This is a genomic window from Pseudomonas sp. AC239 (assembly GCF_979258545.1).
On the sequence record NZ_OZ409864.1, the window covers coordinates 2,857,992 to 2,877,423 of the forward strand.

The following is a 19,432-nucleotide window of genomic DNA, read 5'->3' on the forward strand; positions in this document are numbered from 1 at the left end:
TCCCACAGGGGGATGGTGTTGGGTCAGTAAACATCCCGGCGATAGCGGCCCTGTTCGATCAGGCGTTCGACTTCGGCGCTGCCGAGGATATCGTTGAGGGCCTGGTCGACGCCTGAGGCCATCCCCTGAAGGCTGCCGCAGATATAGATGACAGCACCATCTGCCAACCATTTCTTCAATTCATCCGCAGACTCACGCAAGCGATCCTGCACATAAACCTTTTCAGCCTGATCCCGTGAAAACGCCAGGTCCAGCCGCGCCAGATCACCATTGACCAGCCACTCTTCCAGCTCGGCGCGGCAGAGGAAGTCGTGCTCGCGGTTACGCTCGCCGAACAGCAGCCACTGTCGTTGCTGACCGTCGGCAATGCGTGCCTTGAGCAAGCTGCGCAGGCCGGCCAGGCCAGTGCCGTTGCCCAGCAGGATCATCGGCACCGGCTCGTTCGGCAGGTGGAAGCCACTGTTGCGCCGCACGCGCAGGCTGATGCTGCCGCCCACTGGCGCGTGTTCGGTGAGCCAGCCGGAGCCGATGCCGAGGCTGCCGTCGTTGTGCTGTTCCTGACGCACGATCAGTTCCAGCACGCCGTCAGCGGCAATCGAGGCAATCGAGTATTCGCGCATCGCCAGCGGCACCATCGCGTCGACCAGCGACTGCGCATGCAGGCCCACCAGATGCGCGCGGTGTTCGGGCAGTTGGCGTGAGGCGAGGGCCACTTCCAGTGGTTCGTCGATACCATTGACCTTCACCTGAGTTTCGCCACGGATGCCGAGGCCGTCGAGGAAATGCTCGATGGCCCACGGGCAGTTGCGCGGCAGCACTTCGACCAGGTCACCGGCCAGCCAGCTGCGCGTGTCCGGGGCTTTGAGGCCGAGCAGGTAGACCGGCGCGCCACTGCTGTCGGGGTTCATCAGGTCGCGCCGGACCAGTGTCCAGTTGTCGTAGCTGGGTGCTTGCCAGGTTTCGCTCGGCGCCTGTCCGGTGAGCTGGCCGAGTTGCGTTTGCCAGTGACGCAGCGCGTAAGGATCGCCGCTGTCGACTTCCACCGGGGCGAACAGAGTCTTGCCGCCGTGTTCGCCGAGCCATTGATGCAGGCGTTTGGCGAAGCCGCAGAAGTGCGCGTACTGCCGATCGCCGAGGCCGAGGACGGCGTAGTTGAGGCTGTCGAGTGTCGAGGCCTTGGCCAGCACTTTGCGTTCGAAACCGCGGGCGCTGTCCGGCGCTTCGCCGTCGCCGAAGGTGCTGACCACGAACAACGCGTTGTTCGAATCACGCAGATCCTGTTCGCTGAGATTGCCCAGCGGCTGCACGTTGACCGGCAGCCCGGCGGCCTGCAATTGCCCGGCAGTCTGCCACGCCAGTTGCTCGGCGAAACCGCTCTGACTGGCGAAACCGATCAGCCATGCCGAAGCATCGGCGGACGGTTGCGCGAGGCCTTGGCGGGCATCCTTGATCTGCTTTTTCTTGCGCCGGCGATCCAGATACAGCAGCCACCCAGTGATGAAAAACAGCGGCATGCACACCGCCGCAATCGTTACGATAATGCGCCCGACAAGGCCGAAATAGCTGCCGACGTGCAGCGCATAAATGCTGGTCAGCAATTGTGCCTTGAAGCTTTTGTCGGCATAGCGGTCGACGCGTTTGACTACGCCGGTGGCCGGGTCGAGGGTGATCTGGTTCAGCGCGCGGTCATGGGGCGAGCTGTCGAGCAGGTAGAACACCGTCGCCGGCTGGCCGGCCACCGCCGGCATGCGAATGTTGTACGCGGCCAGACCCGGGCCGGCAGCGCTGTAGATGCTGCTCCACATCGCTGCGTAGTCGGCGGTCGGTGCCGGACCTTCTGGCGCCGGGCCGCGACCGCCACGCACGCGTTCGTTTTGCGGTGCATCGGAAAGCAGTCGGGTCAGGCCTTTGTTGTACCACTCGTACGACCATGACAAACCGGTCAACGCCAGCAGCAGATACACCAGCAAACACCAAGTGCCGGCCACCGAATGCAGATCCCAATTGAACGCGCGGCCCTTCTTTTTCCAGTCCAGGGTCAACCACACGCGCCAGCTGTTCCACTGGCGTGGCCAGCGCAGATAAAGGCCGGAGAGGCAGAAGAACAGCAGCATCAAGGTGCAGGCGCCGGTGATGTTGCGCCCGGTGTCGCCCATGGCGAGGAAGCGGTGCAGTTGCAGCATCAGGCCGAAGAAGTCCTGGCCAGTGGCGTCGCCCTTGAACTCGGCGGTGTACGGATCGAAGTAGCGCATCTCGCCACGCCGTTCGCCTTTGGGTGGGGTGAAGTAAACGCGTGCGGCGTGACCGCTGTCGGTCTCGACCCAGAGCATCGCGACTTTCTTGCCGGAGGCGGCTTCAATGCGCTCCACCAGTTCCACTGGCGGCAGCACGCCGGCGACCTGTTTTTCCACCTGCAGAACGGACGGATTCAGCGCGCGCAAGATCTCGTCCTGAAACGAATAGGCCGCGCCGGTGATGCCCATCAGGGCCAGCACCAGCCCTGCAGTGATGCCAAAAAACCAGTGCAACTGGAACAGGGTTTTCTTCAACACGTCACTCGCCGTCCGTTCGGAAATTGTCATCACGGCGCGCATTATGCCGTGGGTTATCAAGAAGCGTTTTGCGTAACACACAAAAGCCCCGTTCAACTGAGTGAACGGGGCCTGATCCGTTTCGCAGATCTCATGTGGGAGCGAGCTTGCTCGCGAAGGCGTCGTGTCAGTCAGCATCGACTTCACTGAGCCACCGCTTTCGCGAGCAAGCTCGCTCCCACAGGTTCTCACATCGGTCAGAAGTGGAAATTGGTACTCAACAGCGCCGTGCGTCCCGCCGCCTGGTTGGCGAAGTGGGTCGAGAAGGCTTTGTCGTAATAGGTTTCGTCGGTCAGGTTCTGCACGTTGAGTTGCAGGTCGACGTTCTTGGTCAGCTTGTAGGCCGCCATCGCGTCGTAACGCACGTACGAATCGACCATCGTTGTGTTGGCGACACTGCCGTAGACGTCGTCGACGTAGAACGCGCCACCACCGATCGTCAGCTTCGGCGTGACCTGATACGTGGTCCACAGGCTGGCGCTGTTTTTCGGTGTGTTCGGCAGATCGTTGCCGTCGTTGGCGCGACCCAGCGGGCCACCATCAACCTGTTCGCTGTCCATGAAGGCGTAACCGGCGAACACCTGCCACTTGTCGGTGATCTTGCCGCTGGCCGACAGTTCGAAGCCTTGCACGCGGGTCTTGCCGGCGTTTTCGTAGGAACTGGTGTCGACCTGCACGCGAGCGTTTTCCTTCTCGGTACGGAAGATGTCGGCGGTCAGCGACAGGCGATCGTTGAGCAGGTCCCACTTGGTGCCGATCTCGTAGTTCTTGGTGGTTTCCGGCTCCATGTCGCTGCTCAGCAGGTTGCCGCTGCGATCCGGTGTGCCGCCCAGCGGGTTGCCTTCCTGGCCTTCGCCCAGGGTGTTGCCCGGCGGCGTCGCCGAGGTTGCATAGGACGCGTAGATGCTGCCGTTTTCCGCCGGCTTGTAGACCACGCCGAACTGGCCGGTGACGAATTCGCTGGTGTCATCACCCTTGGAGGTGGTGGTACCGGCGGCGTTGTAGGTCTTGTAGTCGGTGTCGAAATGGTCGTAGCGCAGGCCCATGTTCACCAGCCATTGTTCGGATAACTCCAGCGTGTCGAACACGTACAGCGCGTAGGTGTCGGCCTGGGTGTCGGTGCCGGCGTAGTTGCGCGAGATCGCGCCGTTCCACGGGTCGTTTGGATTCGGGTTAGACAGCGAGGTGCAGTTGTAACCGCTGGCCGCGCCGATCAGGCCCGGGTTGCAGTTGGTAGTGACAGCGCTGGTGCGCGGCGTGGTGTCGGTGTTGACGTTGTACGAGGATTTCTCGCTCTGCTCGCGGGTGTACTCAACCCCGGTGGAGAAGCTGTTCTTGAAACCGGCCACGTAAAAGGTGCCGAACAGATCGGTCTGGTTGGTGGTGGTTTCGGTGTTGCTCACCCGCGTGTTGGCCCGGCGCCAGACGCTGCCGTTGTTGACGTTGCCCTTGCTGTCGTCCGGCTGGGTCAGGATGTAATCCTGCATGCTGGTGCCGTGGCGCAGGGTGTTCTTGAGGGTCAGCGCGTCGTTGAGGTCGTGCTCGATGGCGAAGGTCGCGGTGTCGGTGCGGCCCTTGCGGAAGTCGCGATCCAGACCATAGAAATTGTCGTGATCGCCACCGGCGTACGGCTTGTCCGGGTTGGACTTGGTGCGCGCGGCCGATCCACCGGTAGGGATGGTGTAAGGGATACCCGAGTCCGGGGTGTCGTTGCTTTCCAGATGGTAGTAGTCGAGGTTTACGCGGGTATCGGTGCCCAGGCCGAAGGCCAGCGACGGCGCGATGCCCCAGCGGTCGTAATCGACCTTGTCGCGACCGGCGACGTTGCTCTCGTGGCTCATCAGGTTGAGACGGCCGGCAGCGCTGTCGCTGAACTGGTAGTTGCCGTCGAGGGTGTAGCGCTGGGTCTGGTCGGAGCCGTAGGTGAAGCCGCCGTCGAACGAGTTGCCCAGATGAGCTTTCTTGCTCACCAGATTGATGCTGCCGCCGGCGGCGCCACGACCGCCAATCGCCGAGTTCGGGCCTTTGCTGACTTCGATGTTTTCCACGGCGAAGATTTCGCGGCTCTGCGAACCGGTGTCGCGCACGCCGTCCAGATAGGTGTCGCCCTGGGCGTCGAAGCCGCGAATGAACGGACGATCGCCCTGCGGGTTGCCGCCTTCACCGGCGCCGAAAGTGATGCCCGGCACGGTACGCAAGGCGTCCTGCATGTTCAGCGCGCCGGTGTCCTTGAGCACTTGTTGCGGGATGACAGTGACCGAGCGCGGCGTGTCGACCAGCGGCGCGGTGTACTTGGGCGAGGAGGCTTTTTCGACCTGATAGGACGTCGAGTCCTGGGCTTCGCCGGTGATGGCGGTGGCGTCCAGGGCGATGGCGTTGCCGGACGCTTTGCTGTCGGTCTTTTCTGCTGCGAAGACCATCTGCCCAGCGGAGCCGGCGGTGATTGCGACACCGATTGCCGAGGCGAGCAGACGTGGTGAACTGACCGGTAATTGTGCGTGTTGACGTGCCATTTTTATTCCCCTCCCCAAGGATTTGAGGCGGCGGAATATAGGGTAAACAGGTATTCGTATCAATTGCGAAACATTGTTATTCGCATTGAATTTACATTCTTTACAATTTGCCCTTACGGTTTCTGCCCGTTCATTCGTCTTGCGGGTTTTACACGGTCAATAAGAATCAATACCATTGCCGCCTTCTTGCCATCAGGTGACATCGCCATGCTGTTGCACATTCCCGGGCTGTTCGCAAAAGACGAAGTGCAGCGTATCCGCCTGGCGCTGGAGCAAGCGGATTGGGCTGACGGCAAGATCACCGCCGGCTTCCAGTCGGCCAAGGCCAAGCACAATCTGCAACTGCCCGAAGGCCACCCCCTGGCCAAGGAAATCGGCGCGGCGATGCTCGAGCGGCTGTGGAAGAATCCGCTGTTCATGTCTGCTGCATTGCCGCACAAGGTCTTCCCGCCGTTGGTGAACTGCTACACGGCCGGCGGCAGTTTCGATTTCCACATCGACAATGCCGTGCGCCAGCCCAAGGGCAGCATCGAGCGGGTGCGCACCGATCTGTCGGCGACGCTGTTTTTCAGCGAGCCGGAAGATTACGACGGCGGCGAACTGGAGATTCAGGACACCTACGGCACCCAGCGAGTGAAGCTGCCGGCCGGCGACATGGTGTTGTATCCGGGCACCAGTTTGCACAAGGTCAACGCCGTCACACGGGGTGCGCGCTATGCGTCGTTTTTCTGGACGCAAAGCCTGGTGCGCGAAGACAGCCAGCGTGCGCTGCTGTTCGAAATGGACGGGGCGATTCAGCAGTTGACTCGGGACGTCCCCGATCACCCTTCGCTTGTCCGCCTCACCGGCACGTATCACAACTTGCTACGGCGTTGGGTCGAGGTATGAGTTTCCAGTTGCGCCGCGAGGAAGTCCTCGACGCCGCCGGGCTGGCGGCGATGCTTGAAGAAAGCCCGGCCCGCGCTGCTCAGGCGATTTTGCTCGCGGCGGGCGAGGGCGAGGTTGAAGCGCAGGCGTTGCTTGGGCAGATCCTGCTGGATGGCCATGGCATCGCCCAGGATCAGCCATTGGCGCTGCGCTGGTTCGCTATTGCCGCCGGTCGCGGGCACCTGATGGCGCGCAACATGCTCGGGCGTTGTCATGAGCATGGTTGGGGCTGTGCGGCGGATGCCTCGGTGGCGGCGCAGCATTATCGAATCGCCGCCGAGGCGGGGCTGGACTGGGCGATGTACAACCTGGCCAACCTGCAGGCGACCGGGCGCGGGGTGACGGTTGATCATCAGCAGGCGCTGGCGTTGTACCGGTGCGCAGCTGAGTTGGGCCATGCGAAATCGATGAATCTGCTGGGGCGTTATCTGGAGGAAGGGCAGGTGTGTCCGGCGGATCCAGTTGCGGCGCGTGAATGGTATCGGCGCTCGGCTGAGGGTGGGGATTTTCGTGGGCAATTCAGTTTTGCTGCAGTTTTAGCGGATGAGGGGCGGATTGATGAGGCGGTCGATTGGCTTGAGAAAGCCTTGGCCGCCGGAAATCTGAATTTTCTGCGGGTGGCGAGTCAGACGCTGGCTGATGCGACAGATTTGCGGATTCAGGCTTTGGCAACTCGGTACCAGCGGCGTGCAGATGAACTGACCCGCACCGCATAACCCTGTGGGAGCGAGCCTGCTCGCGAAGTCGTCGTGTCAGTCACCCACATCTGTACTGACTCACCGCTTTCGCGAGCAGGCTCGCTCCCACAAGGGATCTCCAGTTATTCATGGATCACAAAAAAGCCCATGACACGTCATGGGCTTTTCACTTGCAGCTAGCAGCTCAAAACTTGCAGCTGCTCCTTAAACGTAAAACGACTTCAGCGGCGGGAAGCCATTGAACTCGACCGCGCTGTAACTGGTGGTATACGCACCGGTCGACAGCCAGTACAGGCGATCACCAATCGCCAGGTTCAGCGGCAGACCATACTTGTAGTTCTCGTACATGATGTCGGCGCTGTCGCAGGTCGGGCCGGCGATCACCACTTCTTCCATCTCGCCTTTCTTCTCGGTCCAGATCGGGAACTTGATCGCTTCGTCCATGGTTTCGATCAGGCCGGAGAACTTGCCCACATCGGTATACACCCAACGCTCGACGGCGGTGCGCGACTTGCGTGCAACCAGTACCACTTCGCTGACCAGAATACCGGCGTTGGCAATCAGCGAACGGCCCGGCTCGAGGATGATTTCCGGCAGGTCATCACCGAAGTCTTCCTTCAGGAAGCGAATGATTTCTTCGGCGTAGGTTTCCAGGCTGTTGGTGCGGGTGATGTAGTTGGCCGGAAAGCCGCCGCCCATGTTGATCAGCTTCAGGTGGATGCCGTCTTCTTCTTTCAGGCGTTCGAAGATCACTTTGACCTTGGCGATCGCCGCGTCCCAAACGCTGATGTCGCGTTGTTGCGAGCCGACGTGGAACGAGATGCCGTACGGCACCAGGCCGAGGTCGCGAGCGAGAATCAGCAGGTCCATGGCCATGTCGGTCTGGCAGCCGAATTTGCGCGACAGCGGCCAGTCAGCAGTGGTCGAGCCTTCAGTGAGAATACGCACATAGACTTTCGAACCCGGTGCAGCCTTGGCGATGTTGCGCAGGTCGGCTTCGGAGTCGGTGGAGAACAGACGCACGCCCTTCTCATAGAAGTAGCGGATGTCCTTGGATTTCTTGATGGTGTTGCCATAGCTGATACGGTCGGCGCTGACGCCGCGATCCATCACCTTGTCCAGCTCATAGATCGAGGCGATGTCGAAGCTCGAACCTTTTTCCTTGAGCAGGTCGATGATCTCAACGGCCGGGTTGGCCTTGACCGCGTAGTAGACCTTGGCGAATTCGAAACCGGCGCGCAGGTCATCGTAGGCCTGGGCGATCATCGCGGTGTCGATCACCACGAACGGGGTTTCCTGTTTGTCGGCGAACGCCTTCATTTTGTCGAATGTAGCGCGCGCGAAATAGTCTTCGACCTGGATCGACATGCTGGGTGCTCCTATGGGCAAACTCGTAAAAACAATGGGTGCATGAACGCCCTCCGTATCCCCACTTTGGTTCGCCTACTTCCCAAGGCATTGCCGCCGAAAGCAAAAAGGCCATCCAGATCGCTTGAGAGCTACTGCGCTTGACAATCCTGCGTTGGGAAGAGGCTCGGAATGCTCATTTACAACCAGTAAACTCCGCTTCCTCGCCTCTTCCCGCCTTGTCTTGTCTGCGCTCGCTACGCTCTCAAACGATCTGGACCAAATGTCCCTTGGCCTTGCTGTCTCGTCGTCAGTACTTGAGCCGGATGGATCGTTTCCAGCATGGACGTTCGGCGCGAACTTTAGGGCGTGAGGGGCGCGAGATCAACTAAAAATGTCGCGTTTTTGCACGCTTCTGACGTGCGTCGCGTTCATCACTCCTTTTACCCGACCGAGATGACGGGGAGATGTTCCCGGCGAATTTTCGAGTGTTAAACATATCTGCACGTTCGTCGCTTTTGTCAGCTAGATCGCAGGTAAGTGTGATGGCGGCAACATCGGCGACGTTGGCGTCGAGAGAGGGTGTTGAAGGGGGATTTGGACCTTGAAGAAGCTGAATTGACGACGCGCTTGCAGGAGAGGCTGTTGAGATTCTTTGTCACCCAGTGAAGATCAGCAAAATTGCGTAGATCCTGTGGGAGCGAGCCTGCTCGCGAAGGCATTTTCACAGCCGCCATCAGCGTCGACTGATATTGCGCTTTCGCGAGCAGGGATCGGGTTTCAACCACGCAGACGGATTATGCGACCACCGTCTCAGCCGGCGAGACGATATTGGTCTTCATTCCCCGCGAACGTCCCGAGCTCAGGTACGCCGCAATCGACTCCTGCGTTACCTCGCCGAGGAACACCCGTTCGGCATCCATCACCGGCAGCCAGGCGCGGTTGAACTCGTACATGCGCGACAGCAGGATGCGCAGGTGCTCGTCGTACGCTGCGGTGGCGTTGAACTCACGCAGGAATTGCGCGCAGGTGCCGGTCTGGCGATGCAGGTCGCGACGGCGCACGTAACCCAGCGCCTTATTCTCGGCGCAAGTCACCACGACATAACGGCGATCATGCTCGTCCATCAATTCCAGCGCATCGGCCACCGGGGTTTCCGGGCTCACTGACGGCGCGTTGTCCGCCGCGTCTTCGGCCTTCACCAACAGCAGACGCTTGAGGGTGCTGTCCTGGCCGACGAAGTTGCTGACGAAGTCATCCGCCGGATGCGCGAGCAGGGTGTCCGGGTGGTCGATCTGCAGCAGTTTGCCGGCGCGGAAAATGGCGATCTTGTCGCCCAGTTTGATCGCTTCGTCGATGTCGTGGCTGACCATGATCACGGTCTTGTTCAGCGCGCGCTGCATCTCGAAGAATTCGTTCTGGATCATCTCGCGGTTGATCGGGTCGACCGCGCCGAACGGCTCGTCCATCAACAGCAGTGGGGCGTCAGCCGCAAGCGCACGAATCACGCCGATACGCTGTTGCTGACCACCGGACAATTCCCGCGGGTAGCGATGCAGATACTGCTTGGGCTCGAGCTTGATCATGCTCATCAGTTCGCGGGCGCGGTCGTGGCATTTCTGTTTGTCCCAGCCGAGCAGTTTCGGCACCACGACGATGTTCTCTTCGATGGTCATGTTCGGGAACAGACCGATCTGCTGGATCACGTAGCCGATGTTGCGGCGCAGCGTCACTTCGTCGAGATCGGTGGTGTCTTCGCCGTTGATGAGGATCTTGCCCGAGGTCGGTTTGATCAGGCGGTTGATCATTTTCAGCGTGGTGCTTTTGCCGCAACCCGATGGCCCGAGGAACACGCAGATCTCGCCTTCATTGACGGTCAGGCTTACCGAGTCCACGGCTTTGACGTCTTTGCCGTTGCTTTGGAAGGTTTTGCTGAGGTTTTGAAGTTCGATCATTTGAGGAGTCCTTTTGGAGTCAGCGAGCGTTGCAGCCACTGCAAAACGAGGTCGGCGAAAATCGCCAGAAGACTGACCAGCAGCGCGCCGACGATAAGCATCGACATGTCACTGCGGCTGATGGAGGCGAGGATCAACACACCGAGGCCGCCGGCGCCGATGGTCGCGGCGATGGTCATCACGCCGATGTTCATCACCACCGCCGTGCGTACGCCGGCGAGGATCACCGGCACCGCAATCGGCAACTCGACCATGCGCAGGCGCTGGCCGAAGGTCATGCCGATGCCGCGCGCGGCTTCGCGGATGCCCGGCTCGACGCCGGTGAGGGCGAGGTAGGTGTTGCGCATGATCGGCAGCAACGAATAAAGGAACACGGCAGTGATCGCCGGCAGCGGCCCGAGGCCTTGGCCGAACTTGGAGTAGAACGGCAGCAGCAGGCCGAACAGGGCGATCGACGGCACGGTCAGCAGCACCGTGGCGCTGGCCTGCAACGGGCCGGCGAGGGTGGGGAAACGCGTCATCAGAATGCCCAGCGGCACGCCGATGACGATCGCCAGCGTTACGGCGATGCCGACCAGAGTGATGTGCTGCCAGGTCAGGTGCATCACCTGCTGCCAGTCGAGATGGGAAAAGGCGTTCAGAAATTCCATGACTTCTCCTCTCTTAATTCAATGGATGCTGGCGCAGGAAATCGGCGGCAACGGACGATGGGCTCTCGTGGTCGACGTCGACCCGCGCGTTGAGCTGGCGCATGGTTTCGTCGTCGAACAGTTCGGCCAGCGGCTTGAGTTGTTCGGCCAGTTTCGGGTTGGCGTCCAGCGTGGCCTGGCGCACCACGGGAGCGGCGGTGTAGTCGGGGAAGTAATGCTTGTCGTCTTCCAGCAATTTCAGGCCGAAGGCGTTGAGGCGGCCGTCGGTGGTGTAGACCAGACCGGCAAACACCTGGCCGTTGCGCAGTGCGGTGTAAACCAGGCCGGCGTCCATCTGCCGGATGTTCTTGCGGGTCAGGTTCATGTCGTAGAGCTTGACCATGCCGTCGAGGCCGTCGGAGCGGTTGGCGAACTCGGTGTCCAAAGCCACCAGATGGTTGGTCTTGGCCTCGGCGCGCAGCACTTCGTTGAGCTGGCTGATGTTGCCGATCTGCGGGTATTGCTCGGCGACTTTTTTCGGCAGGGCAAGGGCATAGGTGTTGCTGAATTTTGACGGCGTCAGCCAGACCAGGCCTTTTTTCGCGTCGAGTTCTTTGACCCGGGCGTAGGACTGCGCGCTGTCGAGTTTCTCGGTGACATGGTTATAGGCCACCAGCGACACGCCGGTGTATTCCCAGAGCAGGTCCAACTGGCCGCTTTCGTGGGCACTGCGCGCGAGGTTGCTGCCCAGGCCGCCGGTGATCTGTGCGTCGTAGCCTTTGCTGCGCAGGTATTGCGCGGTGATTTCGGCGAGCAGGGTCTGCTCTGTGAAGACCCGCGCGCCGAGGCGGATGACCGGTTTTTCAGCGGCTTGCGCGATTCCTGCGAACAGCAGGACGCAGCCTAAGATCAAGCTAAGTCGTTTCATAAATATTCCTTCGCAAAGCCTTAAGACGGGCGCAGACCGCGTTCCAGCCAGAGACGGCTGGCGAGGGTGACCACGCCATCGAGCAGCAGCGCCAACAGCGCGGTGCACGCAGCGCCGAGCAGCAGTTGCGGCTGATTGTTCAGGGCGATGCCGGGGAAGATCAGGCTGCCGAGGCTGTTGGCGCCGATCAGGAAGGCCAGCGGCGCGGTGCCGACGTTGATTGCCAGCGCGACACGTACGCCACCGACGATGATCGGCACGGCATTGGGCAATTCGACTTTCCACAGCACCTGGCGCGGGGTCATGCCGATGCCGACAGCGGCTTCCTTCAGCGAGCCCTGGACATTTTTCAGGCCTTCATAGGTGTTGCGCACGATCGGCAACAGCGAGGCGAGGAACAGCGCGAAGATCGCCGGGCCGCTGCCGATGCCGAGGATGCCCAGCGCAATCGCAAGCACGGCCAGCGGTGGCACGGTGTTGCCGATATTGAAGATCTGCATGAAGCGTTCGGCGCGGCCGACCATACTCGGGCGGCTGAGGAAGATACCGGCGGGGATGCCCACGACAAGGGCGGCCAGCATGGAAGCGAGGACGAGAATCAGATGAGCTTGCAGGTAAAACAACAAATCGTCGCGGTAGTGTTCGATCGTGTTGATGCCGATCCAGTGGACCAGCAGGGCCAGGAGCGCGATCACCACCGCACCTCCCATCAGCCCTTTGCCATAGCGGATAGCCACAGGCGGACTCCTTTTTTTGTAGTCGGCGAGCGCTGCTCCGCGTGGCAAGCCATTCCTGGCTGCCGGAGTCAGCGTTCGCGAAAAGTAGCCGTTTTCCAGCACCGGCCAAGCGGTGCGAAAGCGAGCCATGAGCGCAGCCTCGTCAGGCTAACTTGCTGATTTTTCAGCCCCTGACGAAGATTCGTAACAGGGGATGGACGTCTCCATGCTTTAAAAGGTTCCCATCTGAGGCAGCATTTGGCCACCCTTAATGTGCTCAACGGTTCGGTTATTGTCCTGAGTTGGGCTATAATCGCGGCCCTTTTTTGAATCACCGCCAGGCGATTTCCCATGACCCAACAGGCCGCCGAAGTCGCGAAACGCCGCACTTTCGCCATTATTTCCCACCCCGATGCCGGTAAAACCACGATCACCGAAAAGCTCCTGTTGATGGGCAAGGCGATTGCAGTGGCCGGTACGGTGAAATCCCGTAAATCTGATCGCCATGCCACTTCCGACTGGATGGAGATGGAGAAGCAGCGGGGTATTTCCATTACCACGTCGGTCATGCAGTTCCCCTATCGCGAACACATGATCAACCTGCTCGACACTCCGGGCCACGAAGACTTCTCCGAAGATACCTACCGCACCCTGACGGCGGTGGACTCGGCGCTGATGGTGCTCGACGGCGGTAAGGGTGTAGAGCCACGGACCATTGCGCTGATGGACGTCTGCCGTCTGCGTGACACGCCGATCGTCAGCTTCATCAACAAACTCGACCGTGACATCCGCGACCCGATCGAACTGCTCGACGAGATCGAAGCGGTCCTGAAGATCAAGGCTGCGCCGATCACCTGGCCGATCGGTTGCTACCGCGACTTCAAGGGCGTGTATCACCTGGCCGACGACTACATCATCGTCTACACCGCCGGTCACGGTCACGAGCGCACCGAAACCAAGATCATCGAGAAACTCGACTCCGACGAGGCGCGCGCGCACTTGGGCGACGAGTACGATCGTTTCATCGAGCAGCTGGAACTGGTACAGGGCGCCTGCCACGAATTCAACCAGCAGGAATTCCTCGACGGTCAACTGACCCCGGTGTTCTTTGGTACCGCACTGGGCAACTTCGGTGTCGACCACGTGCTCGATGCTGTCGTCGATTGGGCGCCGCGCCCATTGGCCCGGGTGGCCAACGAGCGCACCGTCGAGCCGGTGGAAGAGAAGTTCTCGGGCTTCATCTTCAAGATCCAGGCGAACATGGACCCGAAACACCGCGACCGCATCGCCTTCATGCGCATCTGTTCCGGCAAGTACGAAAAAGGCATGAAGATGCGCCACGTGCGTACCGGCAAGGACGTGCGCATCGGCGACGCCCTGACGTTCTTCTCCTCCGAGCGTGAACAACTGGAAGAAGCCTACGCCGGCGACATTATCGGCCTGCACAACCACGGCACGATCCAGATCGGCGACACCTTCAGCGAAGGCGAAGTCCTCGGTTTCACCGGTATTCCGCACTTCGCCCCGGAACTGTTCCGTCGCGTGCGTCTGCGTGATCCGCTGAAGTCCAAGCAGTTGCGTCAGGGCCTGCAGCAGTTGGCGGAAGAGGGCGCGACGCAGGTGTTCTTCCCCGAGCGCAGCAACGACATCATTCTAGGCGCCGTCGGTGTGCTGCAGTTCGATGTGGTCGCCAGCCGGTTGAAAGAGGAATACAAGGTTGAGTGCTCGTATGAGCCGATCACGGTGTATTCCGCGCGCTGGATCGAGTGCGACGACAAGAAGAAGCTTGAGGAATTTTCCAACAAGGCGGTAGAGAACCTGGCGTTGGACGGCGGTGGGCATCTGACCTATCTGGCGCCGACGCGGGTGAATCTGGCGTTGATGGAAGAGCGCTGGCCGGACGTGAAATTCCGCGCGACGCGGGAGCATCACTAAGTTTTGAGTTGTTGTTCTGAAAGCCCTTGAGGTGTAGACCTTGGGGGCTTTTTTATGGGCTGCCGGTTTTGGTCTTGGCGGCCTTTGGGCCGACCAGGCGTTGGTTGATTTGGGTGAATATCCGTTTTTTGCTGTGCTGCAGCTGGCGGTTTCGCCCTTACGGCGAGTCCCTTTTTCAGACGCCAAAAAGGAACCAAAAGGCTTGCTCCTACGTTCGGCCCTCGCAGGCTCGGGTTCCTTCGCTGCGGGACTGATCCGGGCGCAGCGGCTACGGTTTGCTTCGCTGCACCTCCTTCCGCTGTGTCTGGCTGCGCCAGACGGTCGCTGCGCTCCCACGCCCGGATCAATCCCTCCACTCAGCCTTCCGACGTCGCCGGTGGATCAAGATCAAAAGCGGTACTCGAGCTTGCGCTCATCGTGTGTAGGAACTGCCGAAGGCTGCGATCTTTTGATTTAGCTTTTCTGTGGGAGCGAGCCTGCTCGCGAAGGCCGCCTGACAGCCGGCCGACATCTAGCAGACTGCATGCGAATCCATTTAGGCGAGTGAGTGCTGAGTGAAAGCTATACGCCCTTTGAAACCTATTCAGGCCACGTGTGGGGCTTAGCCGTTTCGGTTATTGCTGTTATTCGAAACCAATCTGTCCACCGATGGCATTTCTGCCCGCACCGCCGCGTCCTATGTGGTGAGCCGGGCGGATCGCAACTAGATTCACATCGAGCCAGTCCGGCAAGCATGTCTTAGCGCAACAGGATGGAGTCGGCCATGAAAAGCAGATTGCTACGGATTTTGATGTTGTTGAAAGTGATGGTGATGCTGTCCCTCGGTACCGCAACGGCGTGGGCCGAGTGTGAGGATCACGATTCGCAGGCGTTCAACGGCCAGGTCGGGCATAGCGGGCTGATGCTCGCCAAGTCCGAGTCGGAGCCCGGGGATATGAATCAGGGCGGCAGCGCCGATGATGACGACTCGACCACTGACGAGCCGGACAGCGATGATCCGGATGACGAAGGCGACAGCCAGACGTAGATCGCCGGGCAAAGAAAAACCCCTTCTGCCTCGACTGATGCGCAATCGAGGTGGAAGGGGTTTTGTTAACGCATTAATTCTTGAATCAACACGAACTCCCTGTGGGAGCGAGCCTGCTCGCGAAAGCGGTTAATCAGTCACCGATGATGTTGACCGAGATGACGCCTTCGCGAGCAGGCTCGCTCCCACATGGGGTTTTGTGTTGGCCTCCGGATCTGCTTACGCCGCGCCGTCGAGAAACTGCTCGGCGTAGTGACAAGCCACCTGCCGGTTATCCAGTTCACGCAACAGCGGCTCTTCCGTGGTGCAACGCTCGGTCGCGTACGGGCAGCGCTTGTGGAAGGCGCAGCCCGATGGCGGGTTCAGCGGGTTGGGCAGTTCGCCGACGATCTTGATTTTCGGCTTGTTCGGGTCCGGGTGAATGGTCGGGGTCGCTGACAGCAGCGCCTGGGTGTACGGGTGCAGCGGGCGCTCGTAGATGTCGTTCTTCGGGCCCAGTTCCACCGGGCGACCGAGATACATCACCATCACGTCATCGGCTACGTGCTGCACCACCGCGAGGTTGTGCGAGATGAACACGTAGGCGGTGTTGAACTCCTGCTGCAGGTCCATGAACAGGTTGAGCACCTGGGCTTGAATCGACACGTCCAGCGCCGAAGTCGGTTCGTCCGCGACCAGCACTTTCGGTTGCAGCATCATTGCTCGGGCAAGCGCGATACGCTGGCGCTGACCACCGGAGAACATGTGCGGATAGCGCTGGTAATGCTCGGGACGCAAGCCGACCTGCTTCATCATCGCCTGGACTTTCTCGCGACGTTCGCTGGCCGACAGCTTGGTGTTGATCAGCAGCGGCTCGGCCAGTTGATCACCGATTTTCTGCCGTGGGTTCAACGACGCATATGGGCTCTGAAAGACCATCTGCACGTCTTTGCGCAGTTGCTTGCGCTCGGCCTTGTCGGCGCCGGCGACTTCCTGGCCGGCGATCTGCAGCGAGCCCGACGACGGTTCTTCGATCAGTGTCAAAGCGCGGGCGAGGGTGGATTTGCCGCAACCCGATTCACCTACTACGGCGAGGGTCTTGCCGGCTTCCAGTTCGAACGACACGCCGTTGAGCGCGCGCACGGTGGCGTGGCCCTTGAACAGGCCACGGGAGACTTCGTAGTGACGGGTCAGGTCGCGGGCGGTGAGTACGACGGCCATTACGCCACCTCCTGGTTCAGCGGGTAGAAGCAGCGGGCGAGGCTGTTGGCTTTTGGATCAAGGCCTGGACGCTGGGTGCGGCAGTTGTCCTGCACATACGGGCAGCGCGGCGACAGCAGGCAACCCTGCGGTCGGTCGTAACGGCCCGGGACGATGCCCGGCAAGGTCGACAGACGCGAGGCGCCGAGGCTGTGTTCGGGAATCGCCTTGAGCAGTGCTTCGCTGTACGGGTGCGCCGGGATGTCGAACAGTTGCGGCACCTGACCGACTTCAACGGCCTGACCTGCGTACATCACGCAGACGCGCTGGGCGGTTTCCGCGACGACCGCCAGGTCGTGGGTGATCAGCACCAGGCCCATGTTCTGTTCTTTCTGCAACGCCAGCAGCAGATCCATGATCTGCGCCTGAATCGTCACGTCCAGCGCGGTGGTCGGTTCGTCGGCGATCAGCAGTTTCGGCTCGCCGGCAATCGCCATGGCGATCGCGACACGCTGGCTCATACCGCCAGACAGTTGATGCGGATAGGCGTCCATGCGGCTGGCGGCGCCCGGAATTTCCACTTTTTCCAGCAGTTCGATGGCACGCTTGCGCGCTTGCTTGCCGGACATTTTCAGGTGCAGGCGCAGCACTTCCTCAATCTGGAAACCGACGGTGTAACTCGGGTTCAGTGCGGTCATCGGGTCCTGGAAGACCATTGACAGGTCTTTGCCGACGATCTGCCGACGTTGACGGTTGCTCAGTTTGAGCATGTCCTTGCCGTCGAAGCTGAGCGAGTCAGCGGTGACGATGCCGGGATGCTCGATCAGGCCCATCAGCGCCATCATGGTCACGGATTTACCCGAACCCGATTCGCCAACGATGGCCAGCACTTCGCCTTTGTCGACCTTGAGGTCGAGGCCGTCGACCACCGGGGTCGCGGTCTTGTCGCCGAAGCGGACGTTGAGATTCTTGATTTCCAACAGTGACATGTGAATCTCCTCAGGCGGCGTTCTTGAGTTTCGGGTCCAGCGCATCGCGCAGGCCGTCGCCCATCAAGTTGATTGCCAGCACGCTGAGCAAAATGGTCAGGCCGGGCAGACTTACCACCCACCAGGCGCGTTCGATGTAGTCGCGGGCCGAGGCCAGCATGGTGCCCCACTCTGGGGTTGGCGGTTGTACGCCGAGGCCGAGGAAGCCCAGTGCGGCGGCATCGAGAATCGCCGAAGAAAAGCTCAGGGTCGCCTGCACGATCAGCGGCGCCATGCAGTTGGGCAGCACGGTGATGAACATCAGGCGCGGCAGACCGGCTCCGGCCAGGCGCGCGGCGGTGACGTAGTCGCGGTTCAGTTCGCCCATTACGGCAGCACGGGTCAGACGCACGTAGGACGGCAGGGAAACCACAGCGATGGCGATCACGGTGTTGATCAGGCCAGGGCCGAGGATGGCGACGATCGCCACGGCCAGCAGCAGCGACGGCAGGGCCAGCATGATGTCCATCAGGCGCATGATGGTCGGGCCGACCACTTTCGGGAAGAAACCGGCGAACAGACCCAGCAGGATCCCCGGAATCAGCGACATGACCACCGACGACAAGCCGATCAGCAGCGACAGACGCGAACCCTGGATCAGACGCGAGAGCAGGTCTCGGCCGAGTTCATCGGTGCCGAGCAGGAACTGCATCTGCCCGCCTTCGAGCCACGCCGGTGGCGTCAGCAGGAAGTCACGGTATTGCTCGCTTGGGTTATGCGGCGCGACCCACGGCGCGAAGATCGCGCAGAAGATGATCAGCAGCATGAACAGCAGGCCGGCAACGGCGCCCTTGTTCTTCGAGAACGCTTGCCAGAATTCTTTGTACGGCGACGGGTACAGCAGGCTTTGATCCACGGCGGACGTGGCGGTGGCTACTGAGGATGTTGGAGTGCTCATGGGTATTGACCTCAGCGCTGATGACGGATGCGTGGGTTGGCAAAGCCGTAGAGGATGTCCACCACGAAGTTGACCAGAATCACCAGGCAGGCGATTAACAGGATGCCGTTTTGCACCACCGGATAGTCCCGGGCGCCGATGGCTTCGATCAGCCATTTACCGATGCCGGGCCAGGAAAAGATGGTTTCGGTCAGGACCGCACCGGCCAGCAGCGTGCCGACTTGCAGGCCGACCACGGTCAGCACCGGAATCAGCGCATTGCGCAGACCGTGCACGAAGACCACGCGCGACGGCGACAGGCCTTTGGCCTTGGCGGTGCGGATGTAGTCTTCGCGCAGCACTTCGAGCATCGACGAACGGGTCATCCGCGCAATCACCGCCAGCGGAATGGTGCCTAGCACGATGGCCGGCAGGATCAGGTGATGCAGGGCGTCGAAGAACGCGCCGACGTCATCGGCCAGCAGCGTGTCGATCAGCATGAAGCCGGTTTTCGGCTCGATGTCATACAGCAGGTCGATGCGCCCGGACACCGGAGTCCAGCCCAGGCTCACCGAGAAGAACATGATCAGAATCAGGCCCCACCAGAAGATCGGCATCGAGTAGCCCGCGAGGGAGATGCCCATCACCCCGTGGTCGAACAGCGATCCTCGTTTGAGTGCCGCGATCACCCCGGCCAGAAGCCCGAGGATGCCAGCGAACAGCAGGGCGGCCATGGACAGTTCCAGGGTCGCCGGGAAAAGAGAGGTGAACTCGGTCCACACGCTTTCACGGGTACGCAACGACTCACCGAGATCGCCCTGGGCCAGTTTGCCGATGTAGTCCAGATACTGGGCATACAGCGGCTTGTTCAGCCCCAGGCGTTCCATTGCCTGAGCGTGCATTTCGGGGTCGACCCGACGTTCGCCCATCATCACTTCCACGGGGTCGCCCGGAATCATGCGAATCAACGCGAAAGTCAGCAAGGTGATGCCGAAAAACGTGGGGATCAACAACCCCAGTCGGCGGGCAATAAAACTAAACATCTTGTGTGGTACCTCATCAGCCGGTTAGGCGTGTCCGGC

15 protein-coding genes are annotated in these 19,432 nt (G+C 60.8%); 4 read left to right on the forward strand and 11 right to left on the reverse strand.

The annotated features are described in order from the left end of the window. Positions 1-23: 23 nt before the first annotated feature. Positions 24-2,552 carry a PepSY domain-containing protein gene (locus tag ACZ0AZ_RS12885; RefSeq protein WP_039759714.1) on the reverse strand — a complete coding sequence of 843 codons (2,529 nt, stop codon included), beginning with the start codon at positions 2,550-2,552 and terminating at the stop codon, positions 24-26. 236 nt (positions 2,553-2,788) lie between these two features. After that, a complete protein-coding gene (locus ACZ0AZ_RS12890) occupies positions 2,789-5,104 on the reverse strand; it encodes a TonB-dependent receptor (protein WP_463537508.1) in 2,316 nt (771 codons plus the stop codon). Positions 5,105-5,311: 207 nt separating this feature from the next. Here ACZ0AZ_RS12890 and ACZ0AZ_RS12895 point away from each other — a divergent pair, with 207 nt between their 5' ends. Together ACZ0AZ_RS12895 and ACZ0AZ_RS12900 are read left to right on the forward strand one after the other, a co-directional pair. Then, positions 5,312-5,992 (forward strand): Fe2+-dependent dioxygenase, encoded by a 681-nt coding sequence (locus ACZ0AZ_RS12895; protein WP_434767689.1) that lies wholly within the window; start codon positions 5,312-5,314, stop codon positions 5,990-5,992. After that, entirely contained in the window at positions 5,989-6,747 is a 759-nt protein-coding gene (locus ACZ0AZ_RS12900; RefSeq protein WP_130000132.1) for a tetratricopeptide repeat protein, read from the forward strand. The genes ACZ0AZ_RS12895 and ACZ0AZ_RS12900 overlap by 4 nt, the downstream gene beginning before the upstream one ends. A 186-nt stretch (positions 6,748-6,933) precedes the next feature. Here the strand turns inward: ACZ0AZ_RS12900 and ACZ0AZ_RS12905 are convergent, their stop codons facing one another. From ACZ0AZ_RS12905 to ACZ0AZ_RS12925, 5 genes are all read right to left on the reverse strand, one after another. Continuing rightward, the gene (locus ACZ0AZ_RS12905; protein WP_034154440.1) at positions 6,934-8,097 is read right to left on the reverse strand and encodes a type III PLP-dependent enzyme; all 1,164 of its coding nucleotides are present in this window, start codon (positions 8,095-8,097) and stop codon (positions 6,934-6,936) included. Between the two features lie 776 nt (positions 8,098-8,873). Continuing rightward, positions 8,874-10,031, reverse strand: coding sequence for an osmoprotectant ABC transporter ATP-binding protein OsmV (locus tag ACZ0AZ_RS12910; RefSeq protein ID WP_039759487.1), 1,158 nt, complete (start codon positions 10,029-10,031; stop codon positions 8,874-8,876). Further along, positions 10,028-10,681 carry an ABC transporter permease gene (locus ACZ0AZ_RS12915; RefSeq protein WP_024011588.1) on the reverse strand — a complete coding sequence of 218 codons (654 nt, stop codon included), beginning with the start codon at positions 10,679-10,681 and terminating at the stop codon, positions 10,028-10,030. Before ACZ0AZ_RS12915 ends, ACZ0AZ_RS12910 begins: the two co-directional genes overlap by 4 nt. A 13-nt stretch (positions 10,682-10,694) precedes the next feature. Then, the gene (locus ACZ0AZ_RS12920; protein ID WP_016771730.1) at positions 10,695-11,588 is read right to left on the reverse strand and encodes a glycine betaine ABC transporter substrate-binding protein; all 894 of its coding nucleotides are present in this window, start codon (positions 11,586-11,588) and stop codon (positions 10,695-10,697) included. A 20-nt stretch (positions 11,589-11,608) separates the two neighbouring features. Then, complete coding sequence (locus ACZ0AZ_RS12925; RefSeq protein WP_166554532.1) at positions 11,609-12,298, reverse strand: ABC transporter permease; 690 nt, start codon at positions 12,296-12,298, stop codon at positions 11,609-11,611. A gap of 357 nt (positions 12,299-12,655) precedes the next feature. Between ACZ0AZ_RS12925 and ACZ0AZ_RS12930 the strand changes: the two genes are divergently transcribed. After that, positions 12,656-14,239 carry a peptide chain release factor 3 gene (locus tag ACZ0AZ_RS12930; protein WP_039759481.1) on the forward strand — a complete coding sequence of 528 codons (1,584 nt, stop codon included), beginning with the start codon at positions 12,656-12,658 and terminating at the stop codon, positions 14,237-14,239. Between the two features lie 763 nt (positions 14,240-15,002). Beyond that, positions 15,003-15,266, forward strand: coding sequence for a hypothetical protein (locus ACZ0AZ_RS12935; RefSeq protein ID WP_039759479.1), 264 nt, complete (start codon positions 15,003-15,005; stop codon positions 15,264-15,266). A gap of 219 nt (positions 15,267-15,485) precedes the next feature. On the opposite strand, the gene ACZ0AZ_RS12940 is transcribed toward ACZ0AZ_RS12935, so the two are convergent. Genes ACZ0AZ_RS12940 through ACZ0AZ_RS12955 form a run of 4 tightly spaced genes read right to left on the reverse strand, consistent with a single transcriptional unit; the run spans position 15,486 to position 19,393 of the window. Next, entirely contained in the window at positions 15,486-16,466 is a 981-nt protein-coding gene (locus tag ACZ0AZ_RS12940) for a peptide ABC transporter ATP-binding protein (protein ID WP_039759476.1), read from the reverse strand. Next, positions 16,466-17,434, reverse strand: coding sequence for an ABC transporter ATP-binding protein (locus ACZ0AZ_RS12945; RefSeq protein ID WP_016771722.1), 969 nt, complete (start codon positions 17,432-17,434; stop codon positions 16,466-16,468). The genes ACZ0AZ_RS12940 and ACZ0AZ_RS12945 overlap by 1 nt, the downstream gene beginning before the upstream one ends. A gap of 10 nt (positions 17,435-17,444) precedes the next feature. Further along, entirely contained in the window at positions 17,445-18,371 is a 927-nt protein-coding gene (locus ACZ0AZ_RS12950; RefSeq protein WP_016771721.1) for an ABC transporter permease subunit, read from the reverse strand. Between the two features lie 11 nt (positions 18,372-18,382). Then, entirely contained in the window at positions 18,383-19,393 is a 1,011-nt protein-coding gene (locus ACZ0AZ_RS12955) for an ABC transporter permease subunit (RefSeq protein WP_016771720.1), read from the reverse strand. Between the last annotated feature and the right edge of the window lie 39 nt (positions 19,394-19,432).